General features: G+C 48.3%; 37 protein-coding genes, 1 tRNA gene and 1 other RNA gene. 3 read left to right on the top strand and 36 right to left on the bottom strand.

Annotated features, from left to right (window positions below; all coding sequences use genetic code 11):
* Positions 1-12: 12 nt before the first annotated feature.
* The 8 genes from SO_RS03220 to SO_RS03185 form a co-directional block, all read right to left on the bottom strand.
* Entirely contained in the window at positions 13-456 is a 444-nt protein-coding gene (locus SO_RS03220) for a phage tail terminator protein (protein WP_011071002.1), read from the bottom strand.
* Positions 456-896 (bottom strand): gp436 family protein, encoded by a 441-nt coding sequence (locus SO_RS03215; protein WP_011071001.1) that lies wholly within the window; start codon positions 894-896, stop codon positions 456-458. Before SO_RS03215 ends, SO_RS03220 begins: the two co-directional genes overlap by 1 nt.
* A 2-nt stretch (positions 897-898) precedes the next feature.
* A complete protein-coding gene (locus SO_RS03210; RefSeq protein ID WP_011071000.1) occupies positions 899-1345 on the bottom strand; it encodes an HI1506-related protein in 447 nt (148 codons plus the stop codon).
* 70 nt (positions 1346-1415) lie between these two features.
* The gene (locus SO_RS03205; protein ID WP_011070999.1) at positions 1416-2336 is read right to left on the bottom strand and encodes a Mu-like prophage major head subunit gpT family protein; all 921 of its coding nucleotides are present in this window, start codon (positions 2334-2336) and stop codon (positions 1416-1418) included.
* Positions 2336-3505 carry a phage protease gene (locus tag SO_RS03200; protein ID WP_011070998.1) on the bottom strand — a complete coding sequence of 390 codons (1170 nt, stop codon included), beginning with the start codon at positions 3503-3505 and terminating at the stop codon, positions 2336-2338. Before SO_RS03200 ends, SO_RS03205 begins: the two co-directional genes overlap by 1 nt.
* A gap of 76 nt (positions 3506-3581) precedes the next feature.
* Positions 3582-4871, bottom strand: a complete 1290-nt coding sequence (locus SO_RS03195) for an SH3 domain-containing protein (RefSeq protein ID WP_164925612.1) — start codon at positions 4869-4871, stop codon at positions 3582-3584.
* Positions 4872-4978: 107 nt separating this feature from the next.
* Positions 4979-5593 (bottom strand): hypothetical protein, encoded by a 615-nt coding sequence (locus tag SO_RS03190; protein ID WP_011070996.1) that lies wholly within the window; start codon positions 5591-5593, stop codon positions 4979-4981.
* A 45-nt stretch (positions 5594-5638) separates the two neighbouring features.
* On the bottom strand, positions 5639-5875 hold the full coding sequence (locus tag SO_RS03185) for a phage protein (protein WP_011070995.1): 237 nt from the start codon (positions 5873-5875) through the stop codon (positions 5639-5641).
* Between the two features lie 215 nt (positions 5876-6090).
* Here SO_RS03185 and SO_RS03180 point away from each other — a divergent pair, with 215 nt between their 5' ends.
* The gene (locus SO_RS03180) at positions 6091-6984 is read left to right on the top strand and encodes a hypothetical protein (RefSeq protein WP_011070994.1); all 894 of its coding nucleotides are present in this window, start codon (positions 6091-6093) and stop codon (positions 6982-6984) included.
* Positions 6985-7028: 44 nt separating this feature from the next.
* Here SO_RS03180 and SO_RS03175 read toward each other — a convergent pair whose 3' ends face one another.
* Complete coding sequence (locus tag SO_RS03175) at positions 7029-7481, bottom strand: phage virion morphogenesis protein (RefSeq protein WP_011070993.1); 453 nt, start codon at positions 7479-7481, stop codon at positions 7029-7031.
* A 56-nt stretch (positions 7482-7537) separates the two neighbouring features.
* Between SO_RS03175 and SO_RS03170 the strand changes: the two genes are divergently transcribed.
* Positions 7538-7625: transfer RNA gene (locus tag SO_RS03170), tRNA-OTHER, on the top strand.
* Between the two features lie 3 nt (positions 7626-7628).
* On the opposite strand, the gene SO_RS03165 is transcribed toward SO_RS03170, so the two are convergent.
* The 27 genes from SO_RS03165 to SO_RS03035 all read right to left on the bottom strand — a co-directional run bounded on the left by SO_RS03165 (position 7629) and on the right by SO_RS03035 (position 25469).
* Positions 7629-8966, bottom strand: coding sequence for a phage head morphogenesis protein (locus SO_RS03165; protein ID WP_011070991.1), 1338 nt, complete (start codon positions 8964-8966; stop codon positions 7629-7631).
* Positions 8959-10560 (bottom strand): DUF935 domain-containing protein, encoded by a 1602-nt coding sequence (locus tag SO_RS03160; protein ID WP_011070990.1) that lies wholly within the window; start codon positions 10558-10560, stop codon positions 8959-8961. Before SO_RS03160 ends, SO_RS03165 begins: the two co-directional genes overlap by 8 nt.
* Positions 10560-12200, bottom strand: coding sequence for a terminase large subunit domain-containing protein (locus SO_RS03155; RefSeq protein WP_011070989.1), 1641 nt, complete (start codon positions 12198-12200; stop codon positions 10560-10562). Before SO_RS03155 ends, SO_RS03160 begins: the two co-directional genes overlap by 1 nt.
* Positions 12200-12766 (bottom strand): DUF3486 family protein, encoded by a 567-nt coding sequence (locus tag SO_RS03150; RefSeq protein WP_011070988.1) that lies wholly within the window; start codon positions 12764-12766, stop codon positions 12200-12202. The genes SO_RS03155 and SO_RS03150 overlap by 1 nt, the downstream gene beginning before the upstream one ends.
* Positions 12756-13028 (bottom strand): phage protein, encoded by a 273-nt coding sequence (locus tag SO_RS03145; protein ID WP_011070987.1) that lies wholly within the window; start codon positions 13026-13028, stop codon positions 12756-12758. The genes SO_RS03150 and SO_RS03145 overlap by 11 nt, the downstream gene beginning before the upstream one ends.
* Before the next feature lie 2 nt (positions 13029-13030).
* On the bottom strand, positions 13031-13327 hold the full coding sequence (locus tag SO_RS03140; RefSeq protein WP_011070986.1) for a VpaChn25_0724 family phage protein: 297 nt from the start codon (positions 13325-13327) through the stop codon (positions 13031-13033).
* Positions 13327-13674: a DUF2730 domain-containing protein gene (locus SO_RS03135; RefSeq protein WP_011070985.1), complete on the bottom strand. Its 348-nt coding sequence runs from the start codon at positions 13672-13674 to the stop codon at positions 13327-13329. The genes SO_RS03140 and SO_RS03135 overlap by 1 nt, the downstream gene beginning before the upstream one ends.
* On the bottom strand, positions 13671-13883 hold the full coding sequence (locus tag SO_RS03130; RefSeq protein WP_011070984.1) for a hypothetical protein: 213 nt from the start codon (positions 13881-13883) through the stop codon (positions 13671-13673). Before SO_RS03130 ends, SO_RS03135 begins: the two co-directional genes overlap by 4 nt.
* A gap of 96 nt (positions 13884-13979) precedes the next feature.
* Positions 13980-14549 (bottom strand): Mu phage conserved phage protein, encoded by a 570-nt coding sequence (locus SO_RS03125; protein WP_011070983.1) that lies wholly within the window; start codon positions 14547-14549, stop codon positions 13980-13982.
* On the bottom strand, positions 14546-15103 hold the full coding sequence (locus tag SO_RS03120; RefSeq protein ID WP_011070982.1) for a lysozyme: 558 nt from the start codon (positions 15101-15103) through the stop codon (positions 14546-14548). The genes SO_RS03125 and SO_RS03120 overlap by 4 nt, the downstream gene beginning before the upstream one ends.
* Positions 15093-15422, bottom strand: a complete 330-nt coding sequence (locus tag SO_RS03115) for a phage protein (RefSeq protein WP_011070981.1) — start codon at positions 15420-15422, stop codon at positions 15093-15095. Before SO_RS03115 ends, SO_RS03120 begins: the two co-directional genes overlap by 11 nt.
* A gap of 50 nt (positions 15423-15472) precedes the next feature.
* Positions 15473-16632 (bottom strand): IS3-like element ISSod1 family transposase gene (locus tag SO_RS03110; RefSeq protein ID WP_141135407.1). Its coding sequence is split into 2 segments (ribosomal slippage): positions 15473-16383 and positions 16383-16632, totalling 1161 coding nucleotides; the frame shifts between segments, so codons are not numbered across the junction.
* A gap of 148 nt (positions 16633-16780) precedes the next feature.
* Positions 16781-17209 (bottom strand): Mu phage protein, encoded by a 429-nt coding sequence (locus SO_RS03105; protein WP_011070980.1) that lies wholly within the window; start codon positions 17207-17209, stop codon positions 16781-16783.
* 38 nt (positions 17210-17247) lie between these two features.
* Positions 17248-17805, bottom strand: coding sequence for a hypothetical protein (locus SO_RS03100; RefSeq protein WP_011070979.1), 558 nt, complete (start codon positions 17803-17805; stop codon positions 17248-17250).
* A 35-nt stretch (positions 17806-17840) separates the two neighbouring features.
* Positions 17841-18623: a DUF4145 domain-containing protein gene (locus SO_RS03095; protein WP_011070978.1), complete on the bottom strand. Its 783-nt coding sequence runs from the start codon at positions 18621-18623 to the stop codon at positions 17841-17843.
* An 83-nt stretch (positions 18624-18706) separates the two neighbouring features.
* Positions 18707-19162, bottom strand: coding sequence for a Mor transcription activator family protein (locus tag SO_RS03090; RefSeq protein WP_011070977.1), 456 nt, complete (start codon positions 19160-19162; stop codon positions 18707-18709).
* Complete coding sequence (locus SO_RS03085; RefSeq protein ID WP_011070976.1) at positions 19155-19760, bottom strand: gp16 family protein; 606 nt, start codon at positions 19758-19760, stop codon at positions 19155-19157. The genes SO_RS03090 and SO_RS03085 overlap by 8 nt, the downstream gene beginning before the upstream one ends.
* Entirely contained in the window at positions 19760-19990 is a 231-nt protein-coding gene (locus SO_RS03080; protein WP_011070975.1) for a hypothetical protein, read from the bottom strand. The genes SO_RS03085 and SO_RS03080 overlap by 1 nt, the downstream gene beginning before the upstream one ends.
* 28 nt (positions 19991-20018) lie before the next feature.
* An RNA gene (locus SO_RS03075) (hammerhead ribozyme type II) lies at positions 20019-20090 on the bottom strand.
* Between the two features lie 2 nt (positions 20091-20092).
* Positions 20093-20365 carry a hypothetical protein gene (locus SO_RS03070; protein ID WP_011070974.1) on the bottom strand — a complete coding sequence of 91 codons (273 nt, stop codon included), beginning with the start codon at positions 20363-20365 and terminating at the stop codon, positions 20093-20095.
* An 18-nt stretch (positions 20366-20383) separates the two neighbouring features.
* On the bottom strand, positions 20384-21010 hold the full coding sequence (locus SO_RS03065; RefSeq protein ID WP_011070973.1) for a DUF3164 family protein: 627 nt from the start codon (positions 21008-21010) through the stop codon (positions 20384-20386).
* Between the two features lie 4 nt (positions 21011-21014).
* On the bottom strand, positions 21015-21230 hold the full coding sequence (locus SO_RS03060) for a hypothetical protein (RefSeq protein WP_011070972.1): 216 nt from the start codon (positions 21228-21230) through the stop codon (positions 21015-21017).
* Positions 21230-21724, bottom strand: a complete 495-nt coding sequence (locus SO_RS03055; protein ID WP_011070971.1) for a helix-turn-helix domain-containing protein — start codon at positions 21722-21724, stop codon at positions 21230-21232. Before SO_RS03055 ends, SO_RS03060 begins: the two co-directional genes overlap by 1 nt.
* Positions 21711-22256, bottom strand: a complete 546-nt coding sequence (locus tag SO_RS03050; protein ID WP_011070970.1) for a phage protein — start codon at positions 22254-22256, stop codon at positions 21711-21713. Before SO_RS03050 ends, SO_RS03055 begins: the two co-directional genes overlap by 14 nt.
* A gap of 57 nt (positions 22257-22313) precedes the next feature.
* Positions 22314-23033 carry an AAA family ATPase gene (locus tag SO_RS03045; RefSeq protein ID WP_011070969.1) on the bottom strand — a complete coding sequence of 240 codons (720 nt, stop codon included), beginning with the start codon at positions 23031-23033 and terminating at the stop codon, positions 22314-22316.
* A gap of 68 nt (positions 23034-23101) precedes the next feature.
* Positions 23102-25249 (bottom strand): DNA-binding protein, encoded by a 2148-nt coding sequence (locus SO_RS03040; protein WP_011070968.1) that lies wholly within the window; start codon positions 25247-25249, stop codon positions 23102-23104.
* A complete protein-coding gene (locus SO_RS03035; protein WP_011070967.1) occupies positions 25242-25469 on the bottom strand; it encodes a helix-turn-helix domain-containing protein in 228 nt (75 codons plus the stop codon). The genes SO_RS03040 and SO_RS03035 overlap by 8 nt, the downstream gene beginning before the upstream one ends.
* 186 nt (positions 25470-25655) lie before the next feature.
* Here SO_RS03035 and SO_RS03030 point away from each other — a divergent pair, with 186 nt between their 5' ends.
* On the top strand, positions 25656-26378 hold the full coding sequence (locus SO_RS03030; protein WP_011070966.1) for a LexA family transcriptional regulator: 723 nt from the start codon (positions 25656-25658) through the stop codon (positions 26376-26378).
* Positions 26379-26498 lie beyond the last annotated feature (120 nt).

The raw sequence follows: 26498 nt of genomic DNA, 5'->3' as shown, positions 1-26498 counted from the left end.
TAAGTTGTTGGGTTAGCTAGGTTTGAATCTCAGCTTCACACTCACAGCCACAGGGTAATAACCATGGCTTTTGGTGAAACGGGGTTTAACGGCACTGTTAACGCGTACAAATGGGCCAAGCATCTGACCATCAACTGCAATGGACTTGCCCACAACCGCGTTTAATAGGCTGACTAGCAGCTCACCTGCGGGGCGTTCGTGGATGGATAAACGACACGCTAGTACCACAAGCCAGGTCTGCTTAACTTGGCTGCTATTGCCACCTTGGGCAGTTTCATCCAGCCCATCGCCCAGATAGAGCACATGGGCGGCGGGAGTGATTTGGCTGCGCTCATCTACTTCGCTTAGCTCATTGGCTTGATAGACCTTTTTCAGCTTCTGGCTAGCGACTAATGGTTCAAGCAATTGGGTTAACGCTTCACCCGCAGCCAGGTAGTTATCTTTAATCTCAAACATCAGATAAACCCCTTAGCTGACTTGCGACCAAACACACTGCCCGCGCTTTCGATGCTGATAACCAACTCACTTTGGTCTGCGGTTTCGCCCGTTGTTGCCAGCCCTAAACTGATATCGCCCTTACTCACTGCGGTTAAAAACTTCACCACGGCGGCATAGCGCTTCTCGACCTGTTCAGGGGCTTTATCGCCATACAAAAAGTAACGGGCGATATCGCAGCAGTTACGCTCCAGCACGGCGGGAACCGTGGTTAACGGCAGCACATAACGGCCCGCGATATAGCCATCAATCTCAGCCGATGCATCACTCAGCGCTTGCTCCAGCAAAGCGAGATTGATTTCCCCTGGCACACTGTCCTCACGTTCGGTCAGCAGGGTTAAATCCTGCTCACCAAAGCGGCTGAGCATATTGTCTGGGGTGGCGTACATCACTTGAGCCATGGCTATTCACCGTCAGCGTTAGCGGTAAATGCAGCCCATTGCGCATCACGTTCAGCGGCACTAATGGGTTGGCCCATTAAGGCTTCAAGGGCGCTGCATTGCGGCTTACCACTTGAGGTAAAGTGCTCATTGTTTGCCTTGTCGAGCTTGGCAATCGCCTCGGCAAAACTGAGTGGCACTGGCGCAGTGGTGTCTTGGCTGGTCAGTGACGGATCACCGTTTGGAATGTCCAGACTCCCCGTCGAATCCATTGCCATTGAGGTCTCGAAAACCTTAAGGCGGGTATCAGCTTTAATCGCTGCGACTTGTTCATCCGACAGCTCGGCCAGCGGCAAATGGTTATCGCCTTTGTTGAAGGCCAACCCAGCACGGCGATAGCCATTGGGCTGACGACTAACCACCATAAGGACTGGAACGTTATCTTGAGTTTGATCAGAAATTTGGGCCATTTCATTGCTACCTCGTAAAGTGAAAACACAGTGATTGGGTGGCACGTCCCTGTGCCGATTCGATTAGCGCTTACAACTGCGGAACCACTAACAGCTCGACCTTGCCTTTCAGCTCGTTCTCCACCGTGGTGCCGTTCTCATCGATAAGCTCTCTGGTAAGTAACTTAGTGGCGGCCTGTTCCAACGAACTTGGAACAACCAACAGACTTGGACGGATCTTGAGCTTCTTACCGCCATCACGTTTGAAGGCTTTCATCTTCTCGATGGTGTCCCACAGGTTGTCTGCGTTGAGGGCGCGCTTGTTGGCAAAGGCCATTTGCCAGAAGCCAAAGCCTGCTTCACAGCGCATATCGGTACCGAACTGGAACTCGTTGTTAGTCCATACCGCTGGATCAGTAGGGTTAAACAAGGTGTTTAAATCCAGCTTGCGGCGCTCCTGGAAGATCACAGGCTTAAGTGGGCGGGTAGTATCGAGTAGGAACCAAGGCTCACCCGTATAGGCCGCATCTAGGGCCATATTGGCCACTGAAACATTGTCCCCAGTGCCATCGTGCTTTTCGTTAACGGGATGGTCTGTATCAAAAAAGTTCTGCCCGTCGTAACACAAAGTGCTAAAACCATCGGCTAATAGCTCGAACACCAAATCGTCGGGAAACTCTTCACCTTCCTGCGCTAAGGCTTGCACCATAGGCTTATAGGTACCGATAACCTCGTCTTCTACATCATCGCGGCAGATCCCAATGGTGGTTTCAAAGGTACGGTTAGTGATTGAGTAACCATGCTCCTTGATGGAGTTGATCACACGGGCACCAATCCACTCCCGCATAGTCGGCATCGAGCCTAACCAGCCATAGGTATTGGACTTAGTATTGCTTGGCACGACTGAGGCAATTTTTAAATACAGTGGCTCAGTCTTGGTCAAAGCATTTTGAAACTCGCTACGCACCATAGTGCGCAGGGCTTGTAATACTGCAGCATTAATCGCAGCCATTATTTTTGCTCCTGTTCAGCGGCTAATGCTTTAGCAACGTCAGCGTGCGACATGCCCCAAGAATCGGCCAGTTTGATTTGGTCGGCAGTCAGTGCCGCGAGTTTGGTGTCCTTGTCCTTGGTAGGATAGGGAACTGTGGTGGTTTGCTTAGCGGTTAATGCCGCGATGGGGGTGCGGGCATTAATGTTGGCTGTGAGTGCTGCCATGTTTTGATTGCCCAATTGGGTGAGGTAATCGCGCTCACACTCAAAGGCTTTGCCCTCATCAATCGCCGCCTTAACGGTTTGTTCAACAGTAAGCACGCCGTTTTCAGCAGTGAGCGCCACCAGCTGCGCGCGAAGGGCGTTTGCTGTCGACACTGGCACATACTCGCTTAAGTCAACGGTGCCGACTTTAGCCGTTAGTGCCGCCACTTCTTGCTTAAGGCCATCGACACTGCCCGCCGCTTTAACCAGATCGTCAATGCGCTTTAACGCATCGTTAAGCTGTGCTTCGGTTGGCTCGCTACCTTCGGCAATCTCAATACCTAAGGCGGCTAACAGTTTCATTAATAGTGGATTCACATGGAGTCCCTCCGGTTGGGTTGGATGAGGTAAAGCATTTGCATTGAGGCTTGTATCAAGAGCTGCCAGTGCGGCCAGCGCGGCGAGTGGCAACATGCCATCCACACCTGGACGGTTAGTTAACGCAGCAGAATGGATAAACAGGGGGCGGCCAGTGGCCTTGTCGTATCCAAAGACCAAAGAGAAATAGCGATACTCTTTAGCGTTAAGGTGGGCGATAGCGTTATCGGTAAAGCGCGGCTTAATAAACAAGCCCTGCCCTTGGCGATATTGCACATCATCGATATTGAACCAGCCAGAAGCAGGCGCAGGCTGGCCATTTTGTTCTTTGTTGAGGGTTTGGTGTTCGTAGTCAATAACCAGATCACCGGCTTTATGGGGGGTATTTGCTTTTAGGGCCGCAAAGGCCGCAGCATCCATCAACCATTTCCCACCCGGCACATCATCAGGGCGACCATCAACGGCAGCAAAATGGCCATCAGGCAATGCCTGAATATAGCCATCTTCACCGAACAGTACGCCCGTGGTGCTTGGGTTAATTGCTATGGTGCTACTAAGCGCAGCAACACCAATGGCAATAGTGGTTTGGGTTTTGGACTTTGACACAGCGGCACTCTCAATAACATTGGAGTGCCCATCATGATCGAGTGGAGTGAACTAGCGGATTGGAAAGGTTTCGGGATTACGGAACGTAACGTCTTAGATAACGCCTAAATACCCAGCCATTTTTGTAACTTTCGCTAGCTTTATCGTAATAATGGACAAATACCCAATCCCTATCTTTTTCGTTAATTTCTGATGCGTCAATGATTACACCCTGACCAAAATTTAAGGCATCGATTACTTGGTACTTTTTCCCAGCAGCAGCTCGAACATTCAGTTTCGGAGATTTAACAAAGCGGCAAACAGAAAGCTGTTCTTCGCAAAAGTCTCTCTTTGCAGCAATAATGACTTGTTTTTCCGTAGCAGTTTTAGAAGTACTTAAGAATGGCAAAGTTACATGAGCCTGCAATATAGCGAATAAATAAGGGTAAATAAAAATTTTCAATAGTTCGAAAATAATTGAAATAATTAACTGCCCATATTTTGATGGTTGATTTGTTTGGGTCGCAATAAATTGCTCAGGTTTTTGACTTAATTCGCTTTGCGAATATTCTTTAAATGCTTGAATGTCTGATTCATCAAAATCATCCAGCACACTTATATCAACAATTTCAGCTTGTCTCATTAAGTGAGAAAAACTATCTGTTGTGAGGCGACCGACGAAATACTGTAAGTTAACAGAGTTACTCAGTTCTTGAATCATTTTCGAAACTGAATTATTAAGCTGACGCTCCATAAACTGATGTGAAAACATCTCACTGAACATCTTGCTGGTGACAAGCTGGCGCTCTATAAACTGAGGTGAAAACATCTCACTGAACATCTTGCTGGTGGCAAGTTGACGCTCCATAAACTGAGGTGAAGACATCTCACTGAACATCTTGCTGGTGGCAAGCTGACGCTCCATAAACTGAGGTGAAGACATCTCACTGAACATCTTGCTGGTGGCAAGCTGACGATCCATAAACTGAGGTGAAGGCATCTCACTGAACATCTTGTTGGTGGCAAGCTGGCGCGCTATAAACTGAGGTGAAAACATCTCACTGAACATCTTGCTGGTGGCAAGTTGACGCTCCATAAACTGAGGTGAAGACATCTCACTGAACATCTTGCTGGTGGCAAGCTGACGCTCCATAAACTGAGGTGAAGACATCTCACTGAAAATCTTGCTGGTGGCAAGCTGACGATCGATAAACTGAGGTGAAGACATCTCACTGAACATCTTGCTGGTGGCAAGCTGACGATCCATAAACTGAGGAGAAGACATCTCACTGAACATCTTGCTGGTGGCAAGCAGCCCCCCCACAAGCTTCGGCAAATCCACCTCCCGCATTGTTTCAACAGAAGTTTTTTTGACTTGCTCACTCAACTTGTTTCACCTTAGTTTATGATAAACAAACGAAGCATTGAGCATAACCCAGTTTAAAACCCATTTAAATCCTTGTTAGAGCGAACTGGCTGATTGGAAAAATAAGATTAGTTAGATGTCTTTTGTGTAACGCGCATCTCTTTCAAAAGTCTACGTCTATTCAAGTGCCTTTCATCACGCACTTTATCAACCTTGGAAACTATTTTTATCAAAGCAGTGATAGGATCATAACTCTCATCACTAATTTTTCTCATGGGCAAATTTGCCAATTTCCTCAATCTCATAGACATCTTATTTACCGAAAGAGCCAGCTTAGCAAACTCATACTGCCTCGTTTCAAAGAACTCTTCGAAATATGGAGGACTAGCTGCGTATTCAGACGCACTTGCAATTAAGTCCTGCGCACTACGTATACACTCAGGTAACCACAAAATATCCTTCATTAGATCCTGCGGTAGACAACGCCAATCTACATCCTTGGTTGGTAACTCAAGCTTGGGATAAGGGGTTGTGGAAATATAGCAACCTTCTTGATCAGGTCTCCCGTTATCACCACATAACCAAACAGCTTCATCAAAAAATCTATCGAGGTGCATCGTTACAAGTATAGCAAGATAGTACTGTTCTTGTTTCCGTTGCTTACGCTTCCCCCAAGATCCATAGGCCAGATTTAGCACGAAGCCAACAACAACGCCTAATAGTCCGATAAATTCCTTTTCCATAACGGCAATCCTTAAAGTAATCTTTGATCGTGTAAATAACGGAAGCTACTCATGCCCACCCTTTAATCTTTCATGCAAATCGTTAACAGCTTCTACAAATCGCTCAAATTGTTTCCCGTCATTGAACGTGGCATATACACCAGCATATGCGTCATCTAATGGGCCTATCACAATTTCTGGCACTAAGTGATTATCAACCACCTCAACCTGTTGTGGTTTGCATCTCACCCCTGGATTATTATCTAGCGTTACGGCCTCGTTGAAAAAACTTGTGCATCCCATTTCTGATCTCCCTGTTCATTAGAAATTACCTTAACGCATCCAAGATAACCCAGTTTAAAACCCGTTTAAATCCATGTTAAAGCGTTTAAGTGGTTTTGCACTAAGCCATCGTACCAAATTGAGAACCAAGCCGCTTAAAATGCGTTTTAGCGCTTTGATCTAAAAGCGCCTTCCCCTTAGAATGGCGGTCTCACTTTCACCTCCAAGGACGGCCTATGACCACCAATCCCCCTAAACTACCTCAAACCGATCAGGCTAAAGCTCCTACTGCTGAAAAGTCTTTTAAATGGCTCATCAAGTTACTTGCCTTTGTCGCGGGTTGTTTACTGATTTTGTACTTTTCAATCTTTCACGGTGGTGTCGGGGATAAAGGTGACTTTGGTGCCTTTGGGGATTACTTTGGGGGCGTGCTAAACCCAATTCTTGGTTTTGCTACTGTTAGCCTGCTCGTATGGTCATTAAAGTATCAGATGGATGAACTGGCCCTTTCGCGACAAGAGCTAGCGCTTACCCGCCAAGAACTTGCTGAAACCAAAGAGGAGACCGCTTTAAGCCGCAAGGCAATGGAGGCTCAGGTTGATCATCTACACAAAGAAGCAAAACTAAATGAATTGCTTAGATTAATGGCAACGATGAAAACCAAATGTGACAACATGCTTAACTGTAAGGTCAATGAAGATGACATTACATTAGGGGGTATAAATTCTGATCGAGGGGCTTTTTCAACTTATGCCAACAGTCTGAATGAGATGACCTACGCACATGTTTTGAATGTCTACATGCCAACCAAAGACAAGAATATGTTTAACCAACTGGCTGAAAAATTCAGGTTACAATATGAAGCTCCTAATAGCTCTTGGCAGGAGCTAGAAGCGCTTTTGTGCCTTTATACTCAGCTAGCATTAACCTACTACGATATAAATAACAGCACTGAATTTGCTGCTGTGTATCTAAAAGAAGCAATGGACATGCTTAAACCATTTAACGATATATTTCAAACTGATGAAGCAACAAAGTTACTCGATAGAGTCCAGATAGCTAACAATGATGCAAGATCAATTATGTTGTATGACTGCCTTTGTTCAGACGATGTGACAGATTCTGATTAGATCAGAGTTTTAAAAATGAATGATGTTTTTAAATAATCACTTAGCTAACTCAAATACTCCCCCAAGATCCCTAACATGGACTGCTCATCCTCACGGCTTACGCCTAGGTATGGCCGTGACGGAATGCCCGCGGGGCCTGCTGGCATATCGTCGGTACCGCCGAACTGGTGAATAGCGGCATAGATTTTATTGCTCCCAATCGCCGCCCAAAAGTCGCCGCTGTCGGCTGTTACGCTGGCAGCTAGCCCGCCAGCACTGGCCTGCAGTATCTTACCGCCCTGGCGTTTGGGGTTAGCTTTAAGATAGGCATCACTTAAGGATTGCCAAGCTTGACCTGTAACGGGATCGGCCTCGGCCTCAAAGGCCCCTTCGGTAGCGGACTCCAGAACGCCAGCGATATAGTTCATGGGTTCGCTAAAGTCATCGAGCTTATCCAGCAAACTCCCTAGTACTTGCAGCACAGGGGAATCACTTAAGACGATTTCAACCTTGTTCATTTTTTCATCCCTCACACTGTTAACCGCTGGCTACAGTGGTATACTGATCTAGCGAACGATGTGTACTCTTAATTGGTAAAGCAGACTCGATTAAGCGCTTAGGCGTAAATCGTGTGTATGTGGGTTCGACTCCCACCATATCGTCCGCTATCCCTCCAGCTTGCCCTCTAACAGTTCATACTGTCCGTGCTTTAAGTCCACAGCATTGATCTTATAAACGTTGATCACCGCATCCATTGCTTGCTGGCGCTTCATCTTCCACGCGCTATTAATGATCACTTTAACCTTACGTCCATCATCCTCAGTAGCATAGACATACAACAAATTCTGATTCTTGCTATCCCATAACACGGCCTCAGGTTGTGCCAACATCAAGGGTAATTGCTGATACTCATCCCGAGTTAATGCCACCCCCTCTTTGATATGACGCGGGCTATCTGCGTGCACCAGCTGCTTCTCGCCAATGGCAAGCAATGCGGTGGGTTCTGCGCCTAAACGTGCTGTTACCGCAGCTTGGATCGAGGGCGTCATAAAACCTAACGCCTGGACGCCTAATCCAGGACGCCGCTTTTGCCCTGGATGAGTGGCGAGTACTTCATCCGTCCACTGGGCGAACTGAGCTTGGCGCAGCGGGCTGTTATTGAGGGCTTGAATAAACTGGGCGCGGGTATCGAGGGATTGAATGCTGCCAAGCTTTTTAGCGACGGCAACATCGGTACCAAAGGCGGCTTCGCCTGGACTATAGGCCCAACCTAAATCGGGACTCATGCTGCTGCCATCGGGCAGATCAATCCGCGCATGGGGCACGGTTAATACCTCACCCGTGCCACGCGCCACTGTCTCGGTATCAAAGCGATGGATATAGCCTTCGCCATTTTCCACCGTCAGGCCCATGGCCTTCACCTGCGCTTCGGTGAGCGCCCGAACGCGGCAACGACAGCCCCAACCATTGGGCGGATAGATAATGTCCCATATCGGATCGTCAAAGCGGAACACTTTACCCCTCAGCCGCGCATGGGCTGGGCGAGTTTGGCCGTCATCAATCGCCACATACTGCCAATAGGGGTGGGTTTTAGTACGCGACAACATGCGCCGATAGCGCCCAGCCATATATGCGGTTTGCAGATTCTGGCGGTAGATAGTGTTTAAGCGGTAGGGACTGCCCAGCTGAACCTCGCGGCCATCAACTTCCTTTTTACCCCACCATCCTAGCTTTTCAAGCTGCGGTTTAAGGTTGGCCTGAAACTGCTTAGCGGTTAACCCTTGGCTTAGGGCCGCATCAACCTCATTGCGGATCGCCGTGAGCACATCCATTTGGGTAGCCTTTGCCACCGTAAACGCACGGGCATGGGCGCGCGTCCAGACATCTTGCCAATCGTCACTGATGGCAAAACCCTTGGCACGAAAATAAGCCACCGCATCAGCGGGGGCTTGGTTAATGGCAATGCTTAAATCAACAGTTTCAGGCACTCTTTGTTTAGGCATTTGCCATTCCCCACAGTTCAGCCACAAACATTAACCGCGCAAGTGTTTCGGTAAGCTGCTCGGTATCCATGTTGGGATAGTTCTGTTCCAGCTGGGCGCGCAGCTGCTCCGGCTCGCTCTGCAGTTGTGCCAGTAATGGCTCAACCATCCCCATATAGGCTTCACTCATTTGGCCTTGGGTGAGTGCATCTAGCGCCTTATCTAAGGCGGTTTGGCTCGGTTCATTTAACGAGGCATCTGGCTGCTTGGCGGCCCCCTCTTTCGCAGAGAGTGCTGCCAAGGCCGTCTGGCTGGCAGCAGTGGCATTAGGGTCGTCCTGTTGGATCACCAGCACAGCTTCGCCATTAGCAGGTTTAGGTATACGGGTCTTTTCATGCAGCCAGTTTTGCGGGATCTGCATGCCCATACTCACGAACGCCCGCAGCGGATAGGCCAAGGCGCGTAAATCTTCGGCCTCGGTGGTATCAAACACCAAACGAGGGTGACGGCGGTGGCTGCGGTAACTCTTACAGTTAAGCGCATAGAGGGGCGCGATTAAATCGCGGGTTAAGGTCTCGGCAACTAACGCAAGGTCGGCATCACGCAGCTCTTGGCGCACTTCGTTATGCACGTTACCTAACGCATTGGTGGAGCTTTTGCCATCGGCTTGGGTGGTTAAGGTGCCGCCCAAAATCACCTTGCTCATGGTCTTTTCAGCCCATGTCATCATGAGTTCAAACGGATCGGCTTGGCCTGTCGCAGCGCTATGAAAATCCATCACCATGCCCTTGGGCATAATGCCGCCCGCATTGTGGCCAATGCTCATGACCGCGTTTAATAGGGCACGTTTTTCCCCATCGCTGGCTCCCGCTGGATACTGACCAATGCGCAGCGGTAAACCGTAGATCTCAAGGAACTCGGCCAAATCACGCACGCTGTAGTTTTTAAAAATGAATGGCCAAATCAATTGGCGCACCAAACCACTGCGGCTCACATAGCCCGACTTGGCAGGGTGGATATGTTTAATCCAACCAAAGGGCCACAGCTCTGCACCCTCATGAGTTGAGTCACGCAGTCGTAGCTCATTGCGGCGCTCGGGGTGAGTCATAAACCACGAGGGATCGCGATACTCTGGCACCTCGACAAACCACTCGCCCAGCTCACGCGACCAGGCAAGCTCGTGCATGCTAAACCCCTTAAGAATGGCATCGGCGATGCTTTTGATAAGCGACTTAATCCAACCGCCTTCCTCCAGCATTTGTTGCAGATACTCAGTATCGGCCTTTTCCTGTGGGGTGGGGTTGCTGGGCGGTTCCAGATAGTAATCGACGCCAATCAATGCCCGTTTGCGCTTGTCGAGTTCGGCAAAAAGATGACCGTCTTTCTCTTCGATATCCTCGGCCAGCTCGCATTGAGCGATAAGATCCCCTTGTTCGGCGCTCAGTAAAATACTGGCAGCACTGGCGGGCGTTAACCCGCTACTAGGATGGTTGCTAAAAGTTCGATGCAGCCCAGCTAGGCGCACATCGTCGGTTTGTAGCTCCTTAGCCTCACGCACTTTAAAGGGGCGGCCTGTGGCGTCTAAAATCCGTGATTCCGTTGTTTTCTCTTGCATTACCAGCAACCTCGCTGCAGTTGATGATCATCATCCTCATGGGCACTTGCATGGGCATTTGGATTGCGGTGATCACTCTTAGGGATAGGGGTAAATTCGATGGGCGCACCATCGAGCGTGGTGGCATAGACCATCAGGAATAAACTAATCGCAGCATCGCCGTGACGTTCTTTTTCTTTGCCTGTACGCACATCACCTAGGCATGGAGTACCACGGTTATTTATCACCAAGGCTTGTAAGTCGGTGCGGGTGTCGTCATCACGGGGGATGGTGAGCAGTGCATCTTCAAAGTGGGACTTAAAGCGCGGCATCTGTTCGCGGTAAAAGCTCTCACTCAGCATCACGCACTCGATCACCTCTGAGCCATAACGGTCTCTGGCGTATTCAGCCAATGCTTGGCCATTACCACGCGCATCCATTGCACCACCGCGCAATCGAGGCAGACGGTCAACAATGTAGAACAGGATCTGCTCTTGTTGGCGAAAGGGAATATTTTTAAGCTCGACCTGTAGCTTGGTTTTAATGTGCAAATCTTGGGCGATTTCACCCACATCGATCACGGTTAAGTCGCCACTGCGGGCAAAGTCCTCTCCAAAGACATGGGGGCGTGACTGGTCGAGAGTAAGCAGTATGGGCAGTAGCTCACTACTGCACCAGTCAGCGATCTCGGCAGTTCGTAACCCCTCAGGCCATTCACCAAAGTCGTTCTTTTTCTCAAGCCGAACCACAGGGCCACTGTGTTCAACACTTGCCATGCGCGATTCAATCAAAGCACGGCTAAGGTACGAACCTCCACCCGACTTAGGCACGCAGAAGTATTCCTCCAGCGCGTCCTCTTCGGTAGCGGTGGCCTTAAGTAGCTTGGCTTTCCAGTCATCTTCGGCCGCTTGGCTCCACTCAATACCGCGGATTTGGCAGATGCGCTGGTAAAGCCCCTCGGCACAGGCATCGTCCAAGGTGATTCGGTGAATGCTGTAGTCTTTTTTGCCTGCGCGGGAATCGTTAATTAGCTCGTTAAACAGGTTATCGATACCGTTATGGGTAGAGATAAGGCGCACTTTTGCGCCCCACATTGTTAGCGCCAGAGCGGCCTTAAGTACTTCGGCTAAGCGTTCGTGGAATGCGGCCTCGTCTATGGTGACGTTACCCTGCATACCCCGCAGGTTTGAGGGATTGGAAGATAGCGCCTGGATTTTAAAGCCAGAAGAAAAGTAAATGGCGAAGGTCAGGATCTCTTTACCTTCTTGACCATCATCGACAAACATTTCCTCTTGGATTTCGCCCGCTGCTTTATCAAATACCTTCGCCCACATGGCCGCAGCATCAATAAACTCGCGGGCCATCTCTTTGTTACTGCCCACGTAAAAATGGTTGGTACCGCCTTGGCCACGGGCGGCCCCTGCAGTCAGTGAAGCGTCGGCGGCTTCTGCCCACGTTAAGCCGGTGCGACGTGACTTTTCACCAATTTTTAAGGGTGACTCATCGGCAATCCAGCGCTTTTGATAACCGAGCAGCACCTCTTTAGGATCAAAGCGACTTAGGCAACTAGCCTCATACGTGGGATCAAAACTGTTTGCCGTTGGTGTTATAGCTAACGCTACCGCAGTGGCGGCAGCTAAAACCTTTTTCTTAATGGTCATTAGGCAATCCCCAATATCTCGCGTTTAAGCATTGCTACGGCATCACTGGTTAAGCCTGCGGACTTGGCCACCTTCTCAGCAGCATGTGCGGCCTCGGCGGCAAAGGCTTGGCGGATCTCTTTCTCGCGCTTATGGCTGGCCATGGCGGCAGACTCCAAACGCTGCACCGCAAGCATGGCATCTTTAATCAGACCAACGTCGGCCATATCGCTTTCAGACTCGTTTAACATTGCTTTTAGGAGCTGTGAACGGCCAATTTCAAGGATGAATTTGGTCACTTCGCCCGTGGGTTTATCGCCCAGTTCTGCCGTCCACACTTGGGTGATCTCACGCATTTCCCTTAAGGATTTACCCACGGCCTCCATCTTGGTGGCATAGCGGTTAATGCCTGCGCGAGACAGAAGATTATCCTTCGGCAACCCAGCTGCTTTGATAAGGGCGTTAATTTCTTCAAGTAACTCAGTCTGCTGAATCGAGCCATCACGCAGGCCGCTATCCAAGCGTTTGCGGATATTGGCTGGCAGTAAATCTACCTTAGAGCGTCGGCCTCGGGTTTCATTTGCCATTGTCAGCTCCTTTAGATGATTTTATAGAAGCCGCAAGATCCTTCTGCGCTTGAGCCATCGCGTTTTGCAACGCTCTCTCGGCCTGCGCGACTTGAGGAACTTTGGCGAAATACATCTTGCGGAACTCGCCCTCGGTATACCGCTTACCCTCTTTTTCCATCATTGGTTTAATGACTTGGTTTTCTACATCAGCGGCAACCAAAGCGAGGGCTAAGTGATAAAGCACTTTCTTTTGGCCAGCGGTTAACGGTTTAACGGCCATGGCTATTCCCTCGCACTGGGACGCTTAATGCCAGGAACATTCGCTAAACCATCGACTACGTCTTGACCACGCGCTTTAAGTTCCGCAATTAAGTAGTTACCTTGAGTTTTGATGCTGACTAATCCTTGCTCTTCAAGCCAATAGAGTTGAGTTTTAATAACATCGTTACTCATTTCTACGCCAAAAGTGGCGCATGTTTCACGTACCATGGAATGGTTAGCACCAAAGCCAACCATGGCACTGAGCGCCGTTAAAATACTGCGGCGTTGGTGCTCATTGATAATTTGCTGTATCGACATTAGTTACCTCCTTTGTGCGTTTGAGCTAGTTCGTTTTCGAGTAGCATGTCGGTCTTAGTTTCGAGTCGCCTAATGCCTTGTTCCATTGCGCCAAAGCGAGCACCTAAGCCTTCGAGGGTTTTATCTAGGGCATGCAGTTCGTCACGAGTCGGCATGTACTCCAACTGCATTTCGGTTTCGCTTAGGCGCTTGTCGATTTCGGCCACCTTTTGAACCACCTTTTCGTGCTCGATGCGAGGGGTAAAGCGAGTACTAAACCACGCCATCAATAAGGCGCAGAAAACGCTAATCACGCTGCCAATAAAGCCCCAGTATTTGCCGAAAAATTCAAATAACGATTCGATCATAAACGCGTCCCATAGCGCTGCTTTTGGCGCTTATCTTCATCCTGTTGGCAACTAATACAGCGCAACTCGTTAAGCCGCTGTGGCTCATTTGGCTCTAAGCAATCAATACAGATGCCATTGCCTTGAGGCTGTTGTTTGTGGCGGGCGGCATCAATGCAAGCATCACGCTCGCGAGTTTCCATCGTGCTCGCCCAATCGTTTTCGTCCATGCCTATTCCTAATATTTGGCTTATTTTGTTTGGTCTGTTTGATGGCGTTGTCGCCAATCGTGCAGGGTTTGCCAGTCAAGGTTGCATTGCCCTAAGTCAGCGATCAGAGACAGCATCAGCTCGGCCATTGCTGGATTGGCTAGGCACACGGTTTGCTGCGTTAGCAGGCACTGGATCTCGGGTTGTGGCACTTGGGTCACTTGGCACTCGCGCATCAGAACTACGGGCGGTAACACATACGCTGTCGTGTAAACGGGCACGTTGCGCACAATCGGCTGCGTGGCTGAGCAAGCGCACAACATCGTTAGGCACATGAGCATCGCGCCATGCTTTAGCATCTTCATTGGTAGTGTCCTGCAACAGTTGATTGAGTTGGTTTTTAAGGGCGTGATGGCGACCTATTAGCTCTGCCTTTTGCAGCGAGACTTGCTGTAATTGCAGGGCAAGCTGCTCTGATTCGGCCGCTAATGCGGCCTTATCGGCATTGGATTTGCGCAAGCTTTCCGCCAAGTTATCCGCATCGGTTTGCAACGTTGATTTATCCACGAGCGCTTGGGTAAGCTGGTTTCTTGTTGTCGCTAATTGGTATTGAGCTAAACAAAGCACTGCCACAAAAAGCGACACGATTAGCCATTGAATAGCGGTACTAATTTGGGCGGGCGTCATTGCGTTAACCCTCCGACTGTGAGTTCGGAGAGGCAAATGGCTTGCTCTTCGGCTCGGCGCTTAATCAGTCCATTAAGGCGCACTTTGACACCTAGGCGGGTGCCATACGTCCAACCATTGCAAACGCGCTCACCCGTTTGCTGGTTAGTAGAACAGGCTTGGGTTAGCTCCTTGCAGGCTCCCACACGATCCCCAGCTAACAGCTTTTTACGCAGAGTTGAGCTGGCAAAGTTGCCGTATCCCGCCCAGTGCATAAACGACAGGTAAGCCGCGTGCTCACTATCAGTGAGCCTTACAGTGGCCGTGAGTTGCAGCAGCTGCTTGTCGGCACGGGCGATATCCTTGGCGAAAATCTCCATGCACTCCTGCTCAGTAAAGGTTTGCCCAAGCTTTAAGTCTTTGCTTGTATGGCCACGGCAAGCGGTGAGCACACCTACAGCATCGACATAAACCGTTAGGCTATTGCCCTCCCATTTATCTGTAAGCTGTGCGCCAGTAATTGCAGCCGAACTTAAGCCTGCTGCCATTAAAAATGCCTTGAGTTTACTGTTCATTCGGCACCTCTATAGCTTGTGCCTTGCGTTGTTCGCGGGCTTTTTCCTTTGCTCTCAATACGTGCAGATAGGTGACAGCATGCCAGCCCTGGGAGTAATAACTCTGGCGGGTGGCGCTGTGGCTATAAAGCGGAACTTTTTGTTCAAGCTCGGTAGTAACCTTAGTGGCAGGCACATCGCCTGCATTCTCTGCAGCTAAGTGCGCCGCTAACTCTGCACGAAGGCGAGCATTAAAGCCGTCTAATGCGCATTGCCGATAGACTCGGTTTTGAATGCGACTGATATGAAAGCCAGAGGGTCGAGCATTGGCAATCGGCATGCTGTTAACGCCGCTGCGCACCTTGTTATGTGAAATGAAGGCTGTACTGGTCAACCCAAACTGGACACTTTTACTTGAGAATTCTCAAACTCTACAGGTGACAGATCGTTATTAGCAGAATGAAGTCGCTCCAAGTTGTAATATTTGATGTAAGCCGTCACATCTTGCTTCATAAACTCCCTTGTTGGTTGAGCAACTTTAAAAATCCAATCGTGTTTCAAGCTACCAAAGAATCGCTCAACAACGGCATTATCCCAACACGCACCCACATCACCCATGCTGGCTCGGATACCATAGCTCGATAGCAGCCTACCGAATTGTTTACTGGTATATTGCGAGCCTCGGTCACTGTGAAATACCAGCCCTCGCGCTGGTTGTCGCAGGTTGTAGGCTTTTATTAATGCCTTGGATATCAAATCTGTGGTCATGCGTTTGTCTATGCGCCATCCCACAATCCGGCGTGAATATAAATCCATCACCACAGCTAAGTACATCCAGCCTTCACCCGTCTTTAAATAGGTCACGTCACCCGCCCAGACCTGATTAGCCGATACTGGATTAAAGTTCATGTTTAACAGGTTATCAGCCACTGCATCTGAGTGTTTTCGCTGTGTCGTCACCTTGTAAGCACATCGCTGGGTTGCTTTGAGTCGAAGGCGGTGCATAATTTTACGAACGAGATAGCGACCAACCTGGTAGCCTTCCTTGCGCAATTTCTTCACCATTTCACGATTCCCTAAGCTGCCTCGACTTTGCTTAAATAGCTGTCGAACAAGGCGATAAAGCTTCAGTGTTTCAACGCTTATCACGTTTGCAGGGCGTTTATGCCAATCGTAATAGCCTGACTTACTGACACTCATTACTCGACATAACAGTGTTATGGGAAACAGGTGAGATTGCAGTTTGATGAAACGAAATCTTACTTCATTTCTCTCGCAAAGAAGGCGCTTGCCTTTTTTAGAATTTCTTTTTCCATGCGTAATTCTTTGTTTTCTCTACGCAATCGCTTCAACTCATCACGCTCAGACTCTTCTAAGGTGATGCCTTGTTGCAGGGCTTCGTGTTTTTCCTTCCAGTTGTAAAGCAGGCTCGTGCTAACTCCAAGAGACTTTGCCGCATCGGCAACGCTATAACCTTGCTCCAGCACCATCAAGACGGCTTCATCTTTAAATGCCTGCGGATAACTCTTATGTGATTTTTTCAGACTCATATAGACCTCTTAATTTATTGACCATACTGTCTCAAAATTAAGTGTCCGATGGGATTAGACCAGAACAGGCCATAAAAAAACCGAGACAGTGAACATAGGTTCATTGTCTCGGCTTAAGGGTTTGGAGCGGATTGGAAAGGTTTCGGGATTAGTTTTCTAAGTGTTTAAGTAGCGCTGACACTATAGGGGATAAAACTTTGTCTCTTAGCGTCGCATCTGTTAATAAATCCATTTCTCTATCAGTTAACCAGTTTTCATATACATCAGCGTTTTTGATAAAAACAAAGCCATATTTATGTACATAAAATGTGTTAATGATGATATCTACATCTTTGTTCTTTGTAAAAACCACATCCAATGCACAATAGCAATCATCGCTTTGGGGATTAAACACAGGTCGATGCTGGAAGGCTAACTCACAATCCATGATTTTTATGGCCTCTTGTTTAACCCGTTCAATGCCTAAATTGCCATTAGCTCTATCGATCAGTTTTAATAGATAGTCGACCAATACTGATTTTTGATCACAGGCTTCCTCATAATCCTGCGTTACCTTAGCGATTGCATTAAAATCCATTTAGGCTTCCCTCTTTAAGATTAATGTTAAACAAACAATTACAGCTGAATAGCTTGAATCTTGATATCGTTAACTAAATTGCCATTGTTAATCTCAAGCTTCTGTGACAATACCCCCTCTTTAGGGATAACACGCAGCCATAGATATTCTTCTGTTTCGCCAACAACTCTACGCTTCCCCTCAGCCACCAACACCAGCTCATCCAAACGCGAACGGCTTAAGTTAAACTCACCATCCTTATTGGTTTGGATGGTTTCAACCAAAGGCATATTGATCTCTTTAATCAGGGTTGCGGTTTCGCACGATACGATCAGCTCGTAGTTAGCCTTGGCGTTTTCTCGGTTTGGGCCACCGCTCAGGTAAGCCACTTCAGCCTCTGATTTATCAGGTAAGCCCATACATTGTTGGTTGGCAAAATTTTGCTTTTGATAGAGTGCTTCTCGAAATTCTTTAAGAGGATAAACCTTGATCGAAGTGATAGGCATAGTGACTACATTCGCGGAGTTTGTTACGACATACAAGGTGCCATTAACGGTAACAGGCATCAGCACATAAGCTATGGCAGCAATGATAATAATCAGTAAGATTTTTTTCATACAAGGTCCTTTTTATGAGTTTAAAATCTTTTAATCTAAGATTTGATTGGTCGCCCCTCAGCAGCATTAATCATACGAACCCACTCGGAAACACTATTATCATCTCGAGAGTATAGCAATATAAGCGCCTTATCCATGATTTTGAAAGCTACGGCCAAATCTCGTTCCTCTAATTCAGCATCATGACTGCCGTTATTGCCAAGCCATTTTATAGCTAAAAAATAGTCCAGTATTTCAAGCAATTTAGGTTGACTTGCTTCAATTTTCTTTAGTTCATTCAGCTTTTTATTTAAATTTTGCCCGTTTATAACAATAGGAACCTCAGGCCATCTTTCTTTCAGTAGTATTTCAACTGTAACCCTGAGTACATTACAACTTGCTGGAATGTCACACCAACATATAGAGAAAGCTCTTTTCAGTGAATCCCTGACCGATTGTGGTGTACTAGCTGGCGGGTTAAATAGCATTATCGAAGGCGAAAAAAATTGTGGAGTATATTCATTAACATACATCTCCGTAAAATCACCTGTTTCATCATCTCCCCCGCAATAGTAGTTATTCTTTCCTGTTCCTGTACTAAAAGTTTTGTTATCACAACAATTGCAAATGAAAAAACCACTGTACTGCAGACTAGGTTTACGTTCAGAATGTAAAATCAAAGTTTCTTGACAAAAGAAATTCTCTTCTTTCGCAATCAATCTGCCAATTTTACAGTGCGGACAACTCCAAGGCGTCAGTCTTTCATCAAACGAAAAATGGTTTTTAAAACGACTACAGTAATATTTAAATCCATCAATATTAGGCTCTACATGTTCCATATTTCTTACCAAGTACAATCATTTAATAGTAAAATAATGTAACTGTTTACTTAACTGTTGCAACTACTTATTACTGTCACTATTCAAAACAATCTCCTCTGCTTCCTCGCTACAAATGCTGCCCTTTGTTCTGCCACTATCTGGCTGATCCGGCGCTCGGTAAGGCCATAATCGCGGCTTAACTGCTCAAGGTTATTGCCCTTAAACTCGCGCCAAATGCGGATATCCCGCAGTGCATCCTTAAGGCGTTCACCATTGGGGATGTAGATATCGCGCCCGCCTAGGTAGGCACTTAGACTGGTGGCTAGGGCTTCACTGACATTATCGGCATTATCAATTTCATATTGCTTTAGGGTCTGACGCATCACATCGCATAAACTTTGCAGGGTTGAGGGCCAGCGACGAATAAAGTCCTCGCGCTCATCGGGTTTAAGCGTGGCTAAGGTTTCGAGGGCTTGTTCTAGCTCTGCGGCACTTGTGGACAGTAAATCCAGCTGGCTATCAGGAACGCTCACCGTATCATGCTTAAGTTTACTCATAACCATGGCCCTCATACTGTGCAACGATGGACTCATAGGCGGCTGGCTGCGTGCCTTTTTCATTCATTTTTAACCGCTCACCACGGGCAATAATGCGCTCGATTAATACCCGCTTATGCCAGTTTTTAAGGCTTTCTAATACCTTGTAGGCTTGTGGCTCTGTCATCCAAGCGGTGGCATCCACGCCTTGGGTTTGGTTATTGGTAATGTGGCTGCGTAACGTCATGCGGCGCACATAGGCATCGAGGGCTGACTCGCTGTTATCCTGGATAACTAAGTGATGCCCCATGGTGATCCAAATAGCGCGGATTTTATCGATAGAGGCCACTTTACTGCTGCCAGCTGCGGGGCTTAAACGGCGCTTTTTATGGCTGTTTAACGTGGGTTTAAAGCCCTTTTGTTTAAACACTTCTAGCGCTTGCTCAAGCTCGGGTAGGTTCATGGCCCGCAGAGACTCCTTGCCCGTAGCGTGTTTTAACATGCCACGGTAGATAGCCTCGTCAAGCCGCAATGATCCCTTAGCCACATTAATTAAGGTGATTAGGCGCTTCTTATGTAGAGCTACTGGCGCAGGGGCTTTTTGATTCGTTTTTAGCATTATTCGTCATCCTCATCGGTTGTCGTTGCTGATTCAGTCACTAGCACGCGAATGGCTTTAGGCTGGCTTTTACGTTGTGGCCAACCATGACCTAATGCCCCATTCAAATAGTTCACCGCCCATTGCTCGCGATCTGCCAGCAATTCGGCTTTGCTTTTACCTTTGCGCACTGGCCGGGCTGGACAGTTGGCAATGGCATATTTCAGTAAGCGTTTTGCGTAAGGGGTCATTTGGTCGCTCTTTAAATCGGTGTGCTTGGGTTAGCTGCTCATCAGTGCCTAATCACTACATTAGACAGACCGCGCCCCATGAATGGGGCGGGTTTCGCTTGGTTATGCTTGAGTGTTCCGAAGTGATCGCTTGATAAAAAAGCTAATCACGCGGCGCTTTTCGCCCGCAAATTCGTGACTAAATCCACGCAGTTCGTTAAGCAATGCGGCACCGACCAGCAAACATTGGTGGGGCGTGTCGACCGCCATGGCGCTGAGTTCACTGCGTAGGGTTTCGTAATTGGCTTCTAACAGCGCAGCAATCCGCAGTTTAAAAGCCACGCGGTCTAAGGCTGCTTGGTTCTCGTTGAGTAAATGTTGAATACCTTGGGTCATGTTGTGCTCCTTGCGTCTCTAAAGCGTGCTGATATCCAGTGGGAGTTGAGTGTATTTGCCATTGGGTTGACGCTCGTATAAGCGCAGATACTGGCTAGTTCCGGTGATTTGAATCGCGTCGGCTATCGCATCCATGGCCTGTTTCCACTTTGGATCATCAATATCCAACTGGCGCAGGCTAAGCACTTGGTTAACGTCGATGCGGCCTTGCTGGTTAACCCGAAAGGCATGCTCAACCATGGCCATCAGGCGGGTATCCGCGCCACCACTCCAGCTTTTAATGCAGTCATCAATTAATGTTTTTGCGGTTTGAATGCGCTCATCAAATACGCGGTGCTCACCCACGGCACGGCGCACTTGGTATTGGCCGTCGAACGAGGTGAGCAGAATATTGCCCTTAGCGCCGCCGAACTTAGTGCCATACTCCGATGAGGACAGCTCCACAAAGTCATTGATATTTGCCATGGTGGTTAGCTTAAATTCGGTCATAGATTGGCGCAGCAGCTTGGCGTTATCGACTATGGCCTTAACCACCTCATCCCGCAGTTTATCTACGGGCTTAATGCGATCTTCATGTACGAGATCCCCTACTGCGTTTTTGCGATAGCCTGCGGGGATCTGCTGATTAGTTTGTTGACTGGTCATGTTGTTACTCCTCATTCCAACGAACGGTTACACCATTAAATTGCACCGCTCGGCAGCGGCGACGAATACCTTTGATGTTTTCGATAATATCCACGGCCATGCGGCGAAAATCGGCACTCGGCTTGTCGATTTGCACGACTTTTACGCCGGAGTGAATCACCGTCATGCCGCGCAGTCTTAGGGCGCTAATCACATCGAATTTGGGGTTATGGTGTCTCATCAGTTTTGTTCCTTCATCACTCGATTAAACTTGGTTCCAAGGTGTTTCAGCTCGTCTTTGAGTAGGTTAATCAATACCGATTTATCCTCCCCCGCTTGCAGCTGTAGGCGACGAATCGCCCCTTCGGCGTCATATTCGTTTCGGCGAACTTGGAGGCTAGGCTGAACGGTAAAGGCTTGGGTCCCACCCAAACTGCTGTTGGCGCAGCCAGATCGGCAAGCGCGGTACAACTTAATGCGGATTGGACTGCCCGTGGTGCGGGTATTGCGCTGGTGAGCTAGGCACTCATTTAGGGGAATATCACCGAGCACAGGGCAATGCACTGTGCGGTTCATGTATGCCCCTTCCACCAGCTTTTGGATACGATCCACATCGCCAGGGTATTTGCCGTTTAAGACCTGACTCACTGTGGTACGGGAGATTTTGAGCTTATCTGCCACCGCTTTTTGGCCATGCAGTAACGCCTGCTCAGCCATAACGTCACGCCACATCATTTTGAATCTCCTGATTTAAATTGCCGTCATACAGCACATGACAACCTAAGCGCTTAGGCGCGATTGGCCCTGTATCTTTGATAAGGCGATAGGTAGCGTATTGGCCGATGCGTTCCTTAGGTGGCAAATGGTTTGGCACTGCAACAACAAGCCGCACATAACCAAAGCGCATAAGGAGCGAGCAATAAGTACGGATCTGGCCCACATTGATACCCGTTGTGGAGACCAGCTCTGGATAGTTGAAAGAACGCAAAATACGCATGGATTGCCAAATCAGTTGTTGATCGGTTTTCATGCCACGCTCGATGTACTGCTTATTGGCTACCGCTTTGTAACGCTTTGAGAGCGCACCCTTTCTAGGCGTGCTTTCCATGTGGTAGTCGCTGAACGTGATGTATTCGCGTCGATTAAGCGTTTTGATGATTGTTGAGCACTGCTTTAGCGTTAACCCTAAGGCTGCTGCTAGCTCTTCCCTGGTAAAGCTTGCTTGGCGCTGTGCCCAACTCCAAGCCCGTTTTGTGTTATTTGCCATAGTCCATCCCTAAAAATAACCTAACCCTTTGTTTGCTCTAATCGGCAGTGGGTTTGGTTAGCGCCTGAACTCTAAAAACAGTGGCTGATCGCCCCAGTTGTCGAGGGTGACAATATCCATATCGTTAGCGATGGCGCTGCGCTCAATCTTCTCTAACGCAGTGAGAATTCGGCGTACCTCACCACCACTGCGCTTGCGGATATGTTCCAGTAGATCGTCGGCCACCGTAATGCGGTCATCTAAAAGCTCTGCGGCAAAACTATGGACGTCGGATAAGTCGGCGGGTTGGAACTCCACCCATTCAGATACACGGTTGAAAAGCTGCTTGCGGTGGCTAATACGGCGGGCGATTTCCTCCATACCCACCAACACTACAGGCTGTTCGGTGGCGTCATAGAGATCGCGGATGGTTTCCATGATTTTGCTTTGGCCGACAATATGGTCGGCCTCATCGATAAACAGTGGCAGTTGGCGCTCATTCATGCGGTCTACAATAAAATCAACGCTTTTACGCATCGGGTAAAGCATCTCAGACCCCAACTCTTCCATGATGCGAGCGAGAAATGAGGATGGAGTGTCCGTTGCGTAACAACGCACATAAATGGCATTCATCGCCCCTAGTTGATTGATAAGCCAACATAAAGTGGTAGTTTTACCAAATCCCGATGGGCCATGTATTAAACCAATACCTGGGGTAATAGATGAACGCCCTTGCAGGTTTTCCATCAACTCTAGGCAAGCCAATACATTTTTAACTTCGACAATTTTATGTTTCATAATTTATACTCCGTGGTGGTAAACAAAGTTTTAAATAGGACTCCTCGTCCCTTCAAAAGCCGCCAATCCTACTTGGCGGCTTTTTTCGTCTCCTCTAATTGCCTGTCGAGCCTTGCGGCAAACATGCGGTATTTGAGGCGGTATTCTTTTAGCCATAACTTTTCACGCTCACTTAGCTCACGCTCAAGCGTTGCTAGAGTTAACTCTTCGGCTTTTTCGTGTTCGGTGCGCATGACCGTGGCGTGATTTTGGTTAACCCTTTGGGCTGCCGCGCTAATGGCTTGAGCTTGGTGGCTTAAGCTGGCGAGTTGCTGATCGCTATCGCTGCTGGCTTGTGCAAGTGCAGCCAGTGCAGGGTTATCGGTGGTAGTCGGTTTAGGGGTGAAACTGGTTAGGCTGCCACGTTCGGCTGCGGCTTTGGCCAAGCCTTCGGCTGCCAAGGTATCGATGCCAAATTTTTCTTGTAGCTCCCGTGCTGCGCGGCGGAAGCTGGCGAGTACTTTCTTATCTTCATTGCGGGCTTTGCGAAAGGCTGCTGGATCGATATCGCGGCCAATCAGATCTAAATTCACTGCATCGACGCATTGCTGCCAGTTATCGAGGGCATATAGAGTCGCGCGGCCAACATCGGAAGGATCGAGGAATACGCGCACCCGTTTTCTGTCCCAGAGACTTTCTTGAAGTTCGGGGGCCGTATAGCGGATATTGCCTGCACTCACGCTACCGCGAATCACAGTGGCATCACCAACATGGTTAAGTAATAAGTCGAGGGCATGGGGATTGGCGATACGGTTAGCGACATAGGCGCTTTCGCTCATGACTGTAAAGGGCGTTTTACCTTTTAACGCGCCTTTAAAGCCTTCATGCACCTGGTGCATGTAGTCATATTGAATCCAGTCATCGATCATCTTTTGCAGTGCTTCTGGCGTCATGGCCACTGATAAAGCTTCTTCTTTATTGGCGGCCTTGTTTTTGCCGCCAATCCGTTGGGCAAAGGCTTTGGCAGATTCGATTTGCTGACGATCACTGACGTTATGGCCAATATAAGCAGGCAACAACTCAAACAGGGCGCGGCTTAATGTGCCGAAGAAACGCTCGATATAGGGCTTTTCCCATCCACTAAATGGGCGGGTGCGGGATTGGTCGATACCTAAGATATCGAAAATGCCACTTACTCTTAGGCTGACATAGTCAGAACCGTTGTCGGTACGTGCAACCCCATCGGCTTCCAGCATGCCCCAGTTAAGTAGGCAGCGACGCAGTAATAGGCAGATGCCTTCGGCGTTAGAGGTTGGGGTGACTAAGACCATGGGGCGGCGGGTATAAACATCAATCGCGGCTACAACGGCATAGCGACGCAGTTTGCCGTGAGCATTGAGCATGACATCCGTTGGTGTGCTGTCGAACTCCCAAACTTGATTAGGGCCACTGAGCCATGGGTACATGGTGCCGTAGAGTGGGCGGTGCGAGTTATTGTACGCATCGGGATTGGTTAGCGCGGTAAACGCGGCGATGTTGTCGCTATGCCAGCGACTTATCCAACGACGGATTGAGCCAATTGAAGGGACAATCCAGCCATGTTCTGCGGCTTTCTTTTGTGCTTCTTGCTGCTGGACTTTGTATTTTTCGAGCAAATGCGGCTTGCCCGTGACTAAAGCAATTAAGAATTGTTGCAGGTCTTTTTGATCTTCCATCACGCTGACTTGCGCACCGCCCCGAGTATCAACCAGGCCCATTAATCCTTTTTCGTCATAGGCTTTTTGCCAGCGATATAGAGTGGCTTTTGATTGGTTGCACTGTTTAGCAAATACCATGACGCCTTCAGTGCGGCGACCAGCCTCAACAAAGGGAGCGATGAAATTTGCCATATCATTGAGTAGCAGCTGGCGCTCCATCGCGACTTGTTGTTTCGCTTTAGGCAGCGTTAAAAATTGCTGTTGTAATTCCGTTTTTTTAACCAGCTGACTTGCTGGCGTTGCTATCAATTGGCGTGCGGCTGCGACTTCTCGGCTTGTCGTATTTTTTACGGCTTGCTGACGAAGATGCGCCTGAGTGATAGGTGGAAGGCTACCAAGATGGTATTCAAATCCTTTGCTACCCTCTTTCTTTCTGGACTCCCAGCTTTCTGTCTTTGCTTTAAACCTGATACCCTGAACGGTTGTAGGCATGCCAGGTAATTGCAGAAGCTCTTGAGGGCTGAACCATGCTTTATTCATGTTCTTCCCTCAACAAGTCGCAGCCAATGGTTTTGCTGATTTCTTCAATTATCTTGCGAGATAAAGCGCGTTTTGGTTTACGCTGTTTACAGGGTGCAAACATCTTGATGCAGTCCTGAACGGTTCTCGGATTGAAGCCTTTAGAGACAGCCCATGCACGGCTTGTTAGCCCTTGCGCTCTTAGCGCTGCATGGATGTGATTGGCATTCTCTATTTTCATGGTATTTTTCCGTGTTAACATGATTACTCGCGCATTGCGCAACTTGCCAAGTGCGCGATATAAGAACGATACGATACTAAAAGACGCATTTCAACGTCTTTTAGTAACTTTCTTTTGAATTATTTAACGGCCCATTGGCCACAGAGGGTAAGGCGTTGATAGAAAAGCGCTTTATTTAAATTTAAAGTGAACACTAAAAAAGAAAGTGCACTTTCTTTTCCGTCGGCTGGAATAGAAAGCTTTGGAGAGCGTCTTAAAGAACTGATGGGCGACGAAAGCCTCAGAGCATTTGCGAATGCTATCGACACCTCAGAAGGCGGTGTTCGTAAGTGGTTTACTCAGTCGACTATGCCCTCGTTTGATAAGATGGTTCGTATTGCTCGCCGTTATAATGTCAATCTCGAATGGCTATGTACTGGTGAAGGCCCTAAATTCCCAGGCGAAACTGCGGCATATGAAAGTGTGATTTGTAAGACTGAAGAGTTCTCAGAAGAATATGCACTTATCGATGGCTACCATACTCAAGTGAGTACAGGCCATGGTGCACAATGGGATAATGAACGAGTTAGACGCAAACTAGCCTTTAGATCGAAATGGTTGCGTTACCGAGGGTTACAGCCTGAAAACCTGCGGGTGGTTTTCGCGAAGGGTGACTCAATGGAACCAACGATCCATTCTGGCGACTCGATCCTGGTGGATATCACTGACGCAAATCTTTCTGACGGCAGTATTTTTGTCCTGCGCATTGGGGATGATTTGTTTGCTAAGCGTGTTCAAGTCCATATCGATGGCAGCATCACGATCATTAGCGACAATAAAGAGTACAGAGAGCAGCGGGTGCCTGTTGCAGAACTTGGCCTACTGAGTGTAGTTGGCAAGGTTGTGTGGATAGGTAAGGACGTGAAGTAATTCTCATATAGGCGGCGTGCGGCTAATTATGAATGCACGCCACCTCAATTTCTCATTTAGCTAGCCAATCTTTTAAAGCCTCGTTAAACACCCGTCAAACCCGCATAAACAAAGGGAATT

It is taken from the genome of Shewanella oneidensis MR-1, from assembly GCF_000146165.2.
GTDB classification, from domain to species: domain Bacteria; phylum Pseudomonadota; class Gammaproteobacteria; order Enterobacterales; family Shewanellaceae; genus Shewanella; species Shewanella oneidensis.
Note: the sequence above shows the minus strand (reverse complement) of the source record. Positions and strands in the feature narration are given on the sequence as shown.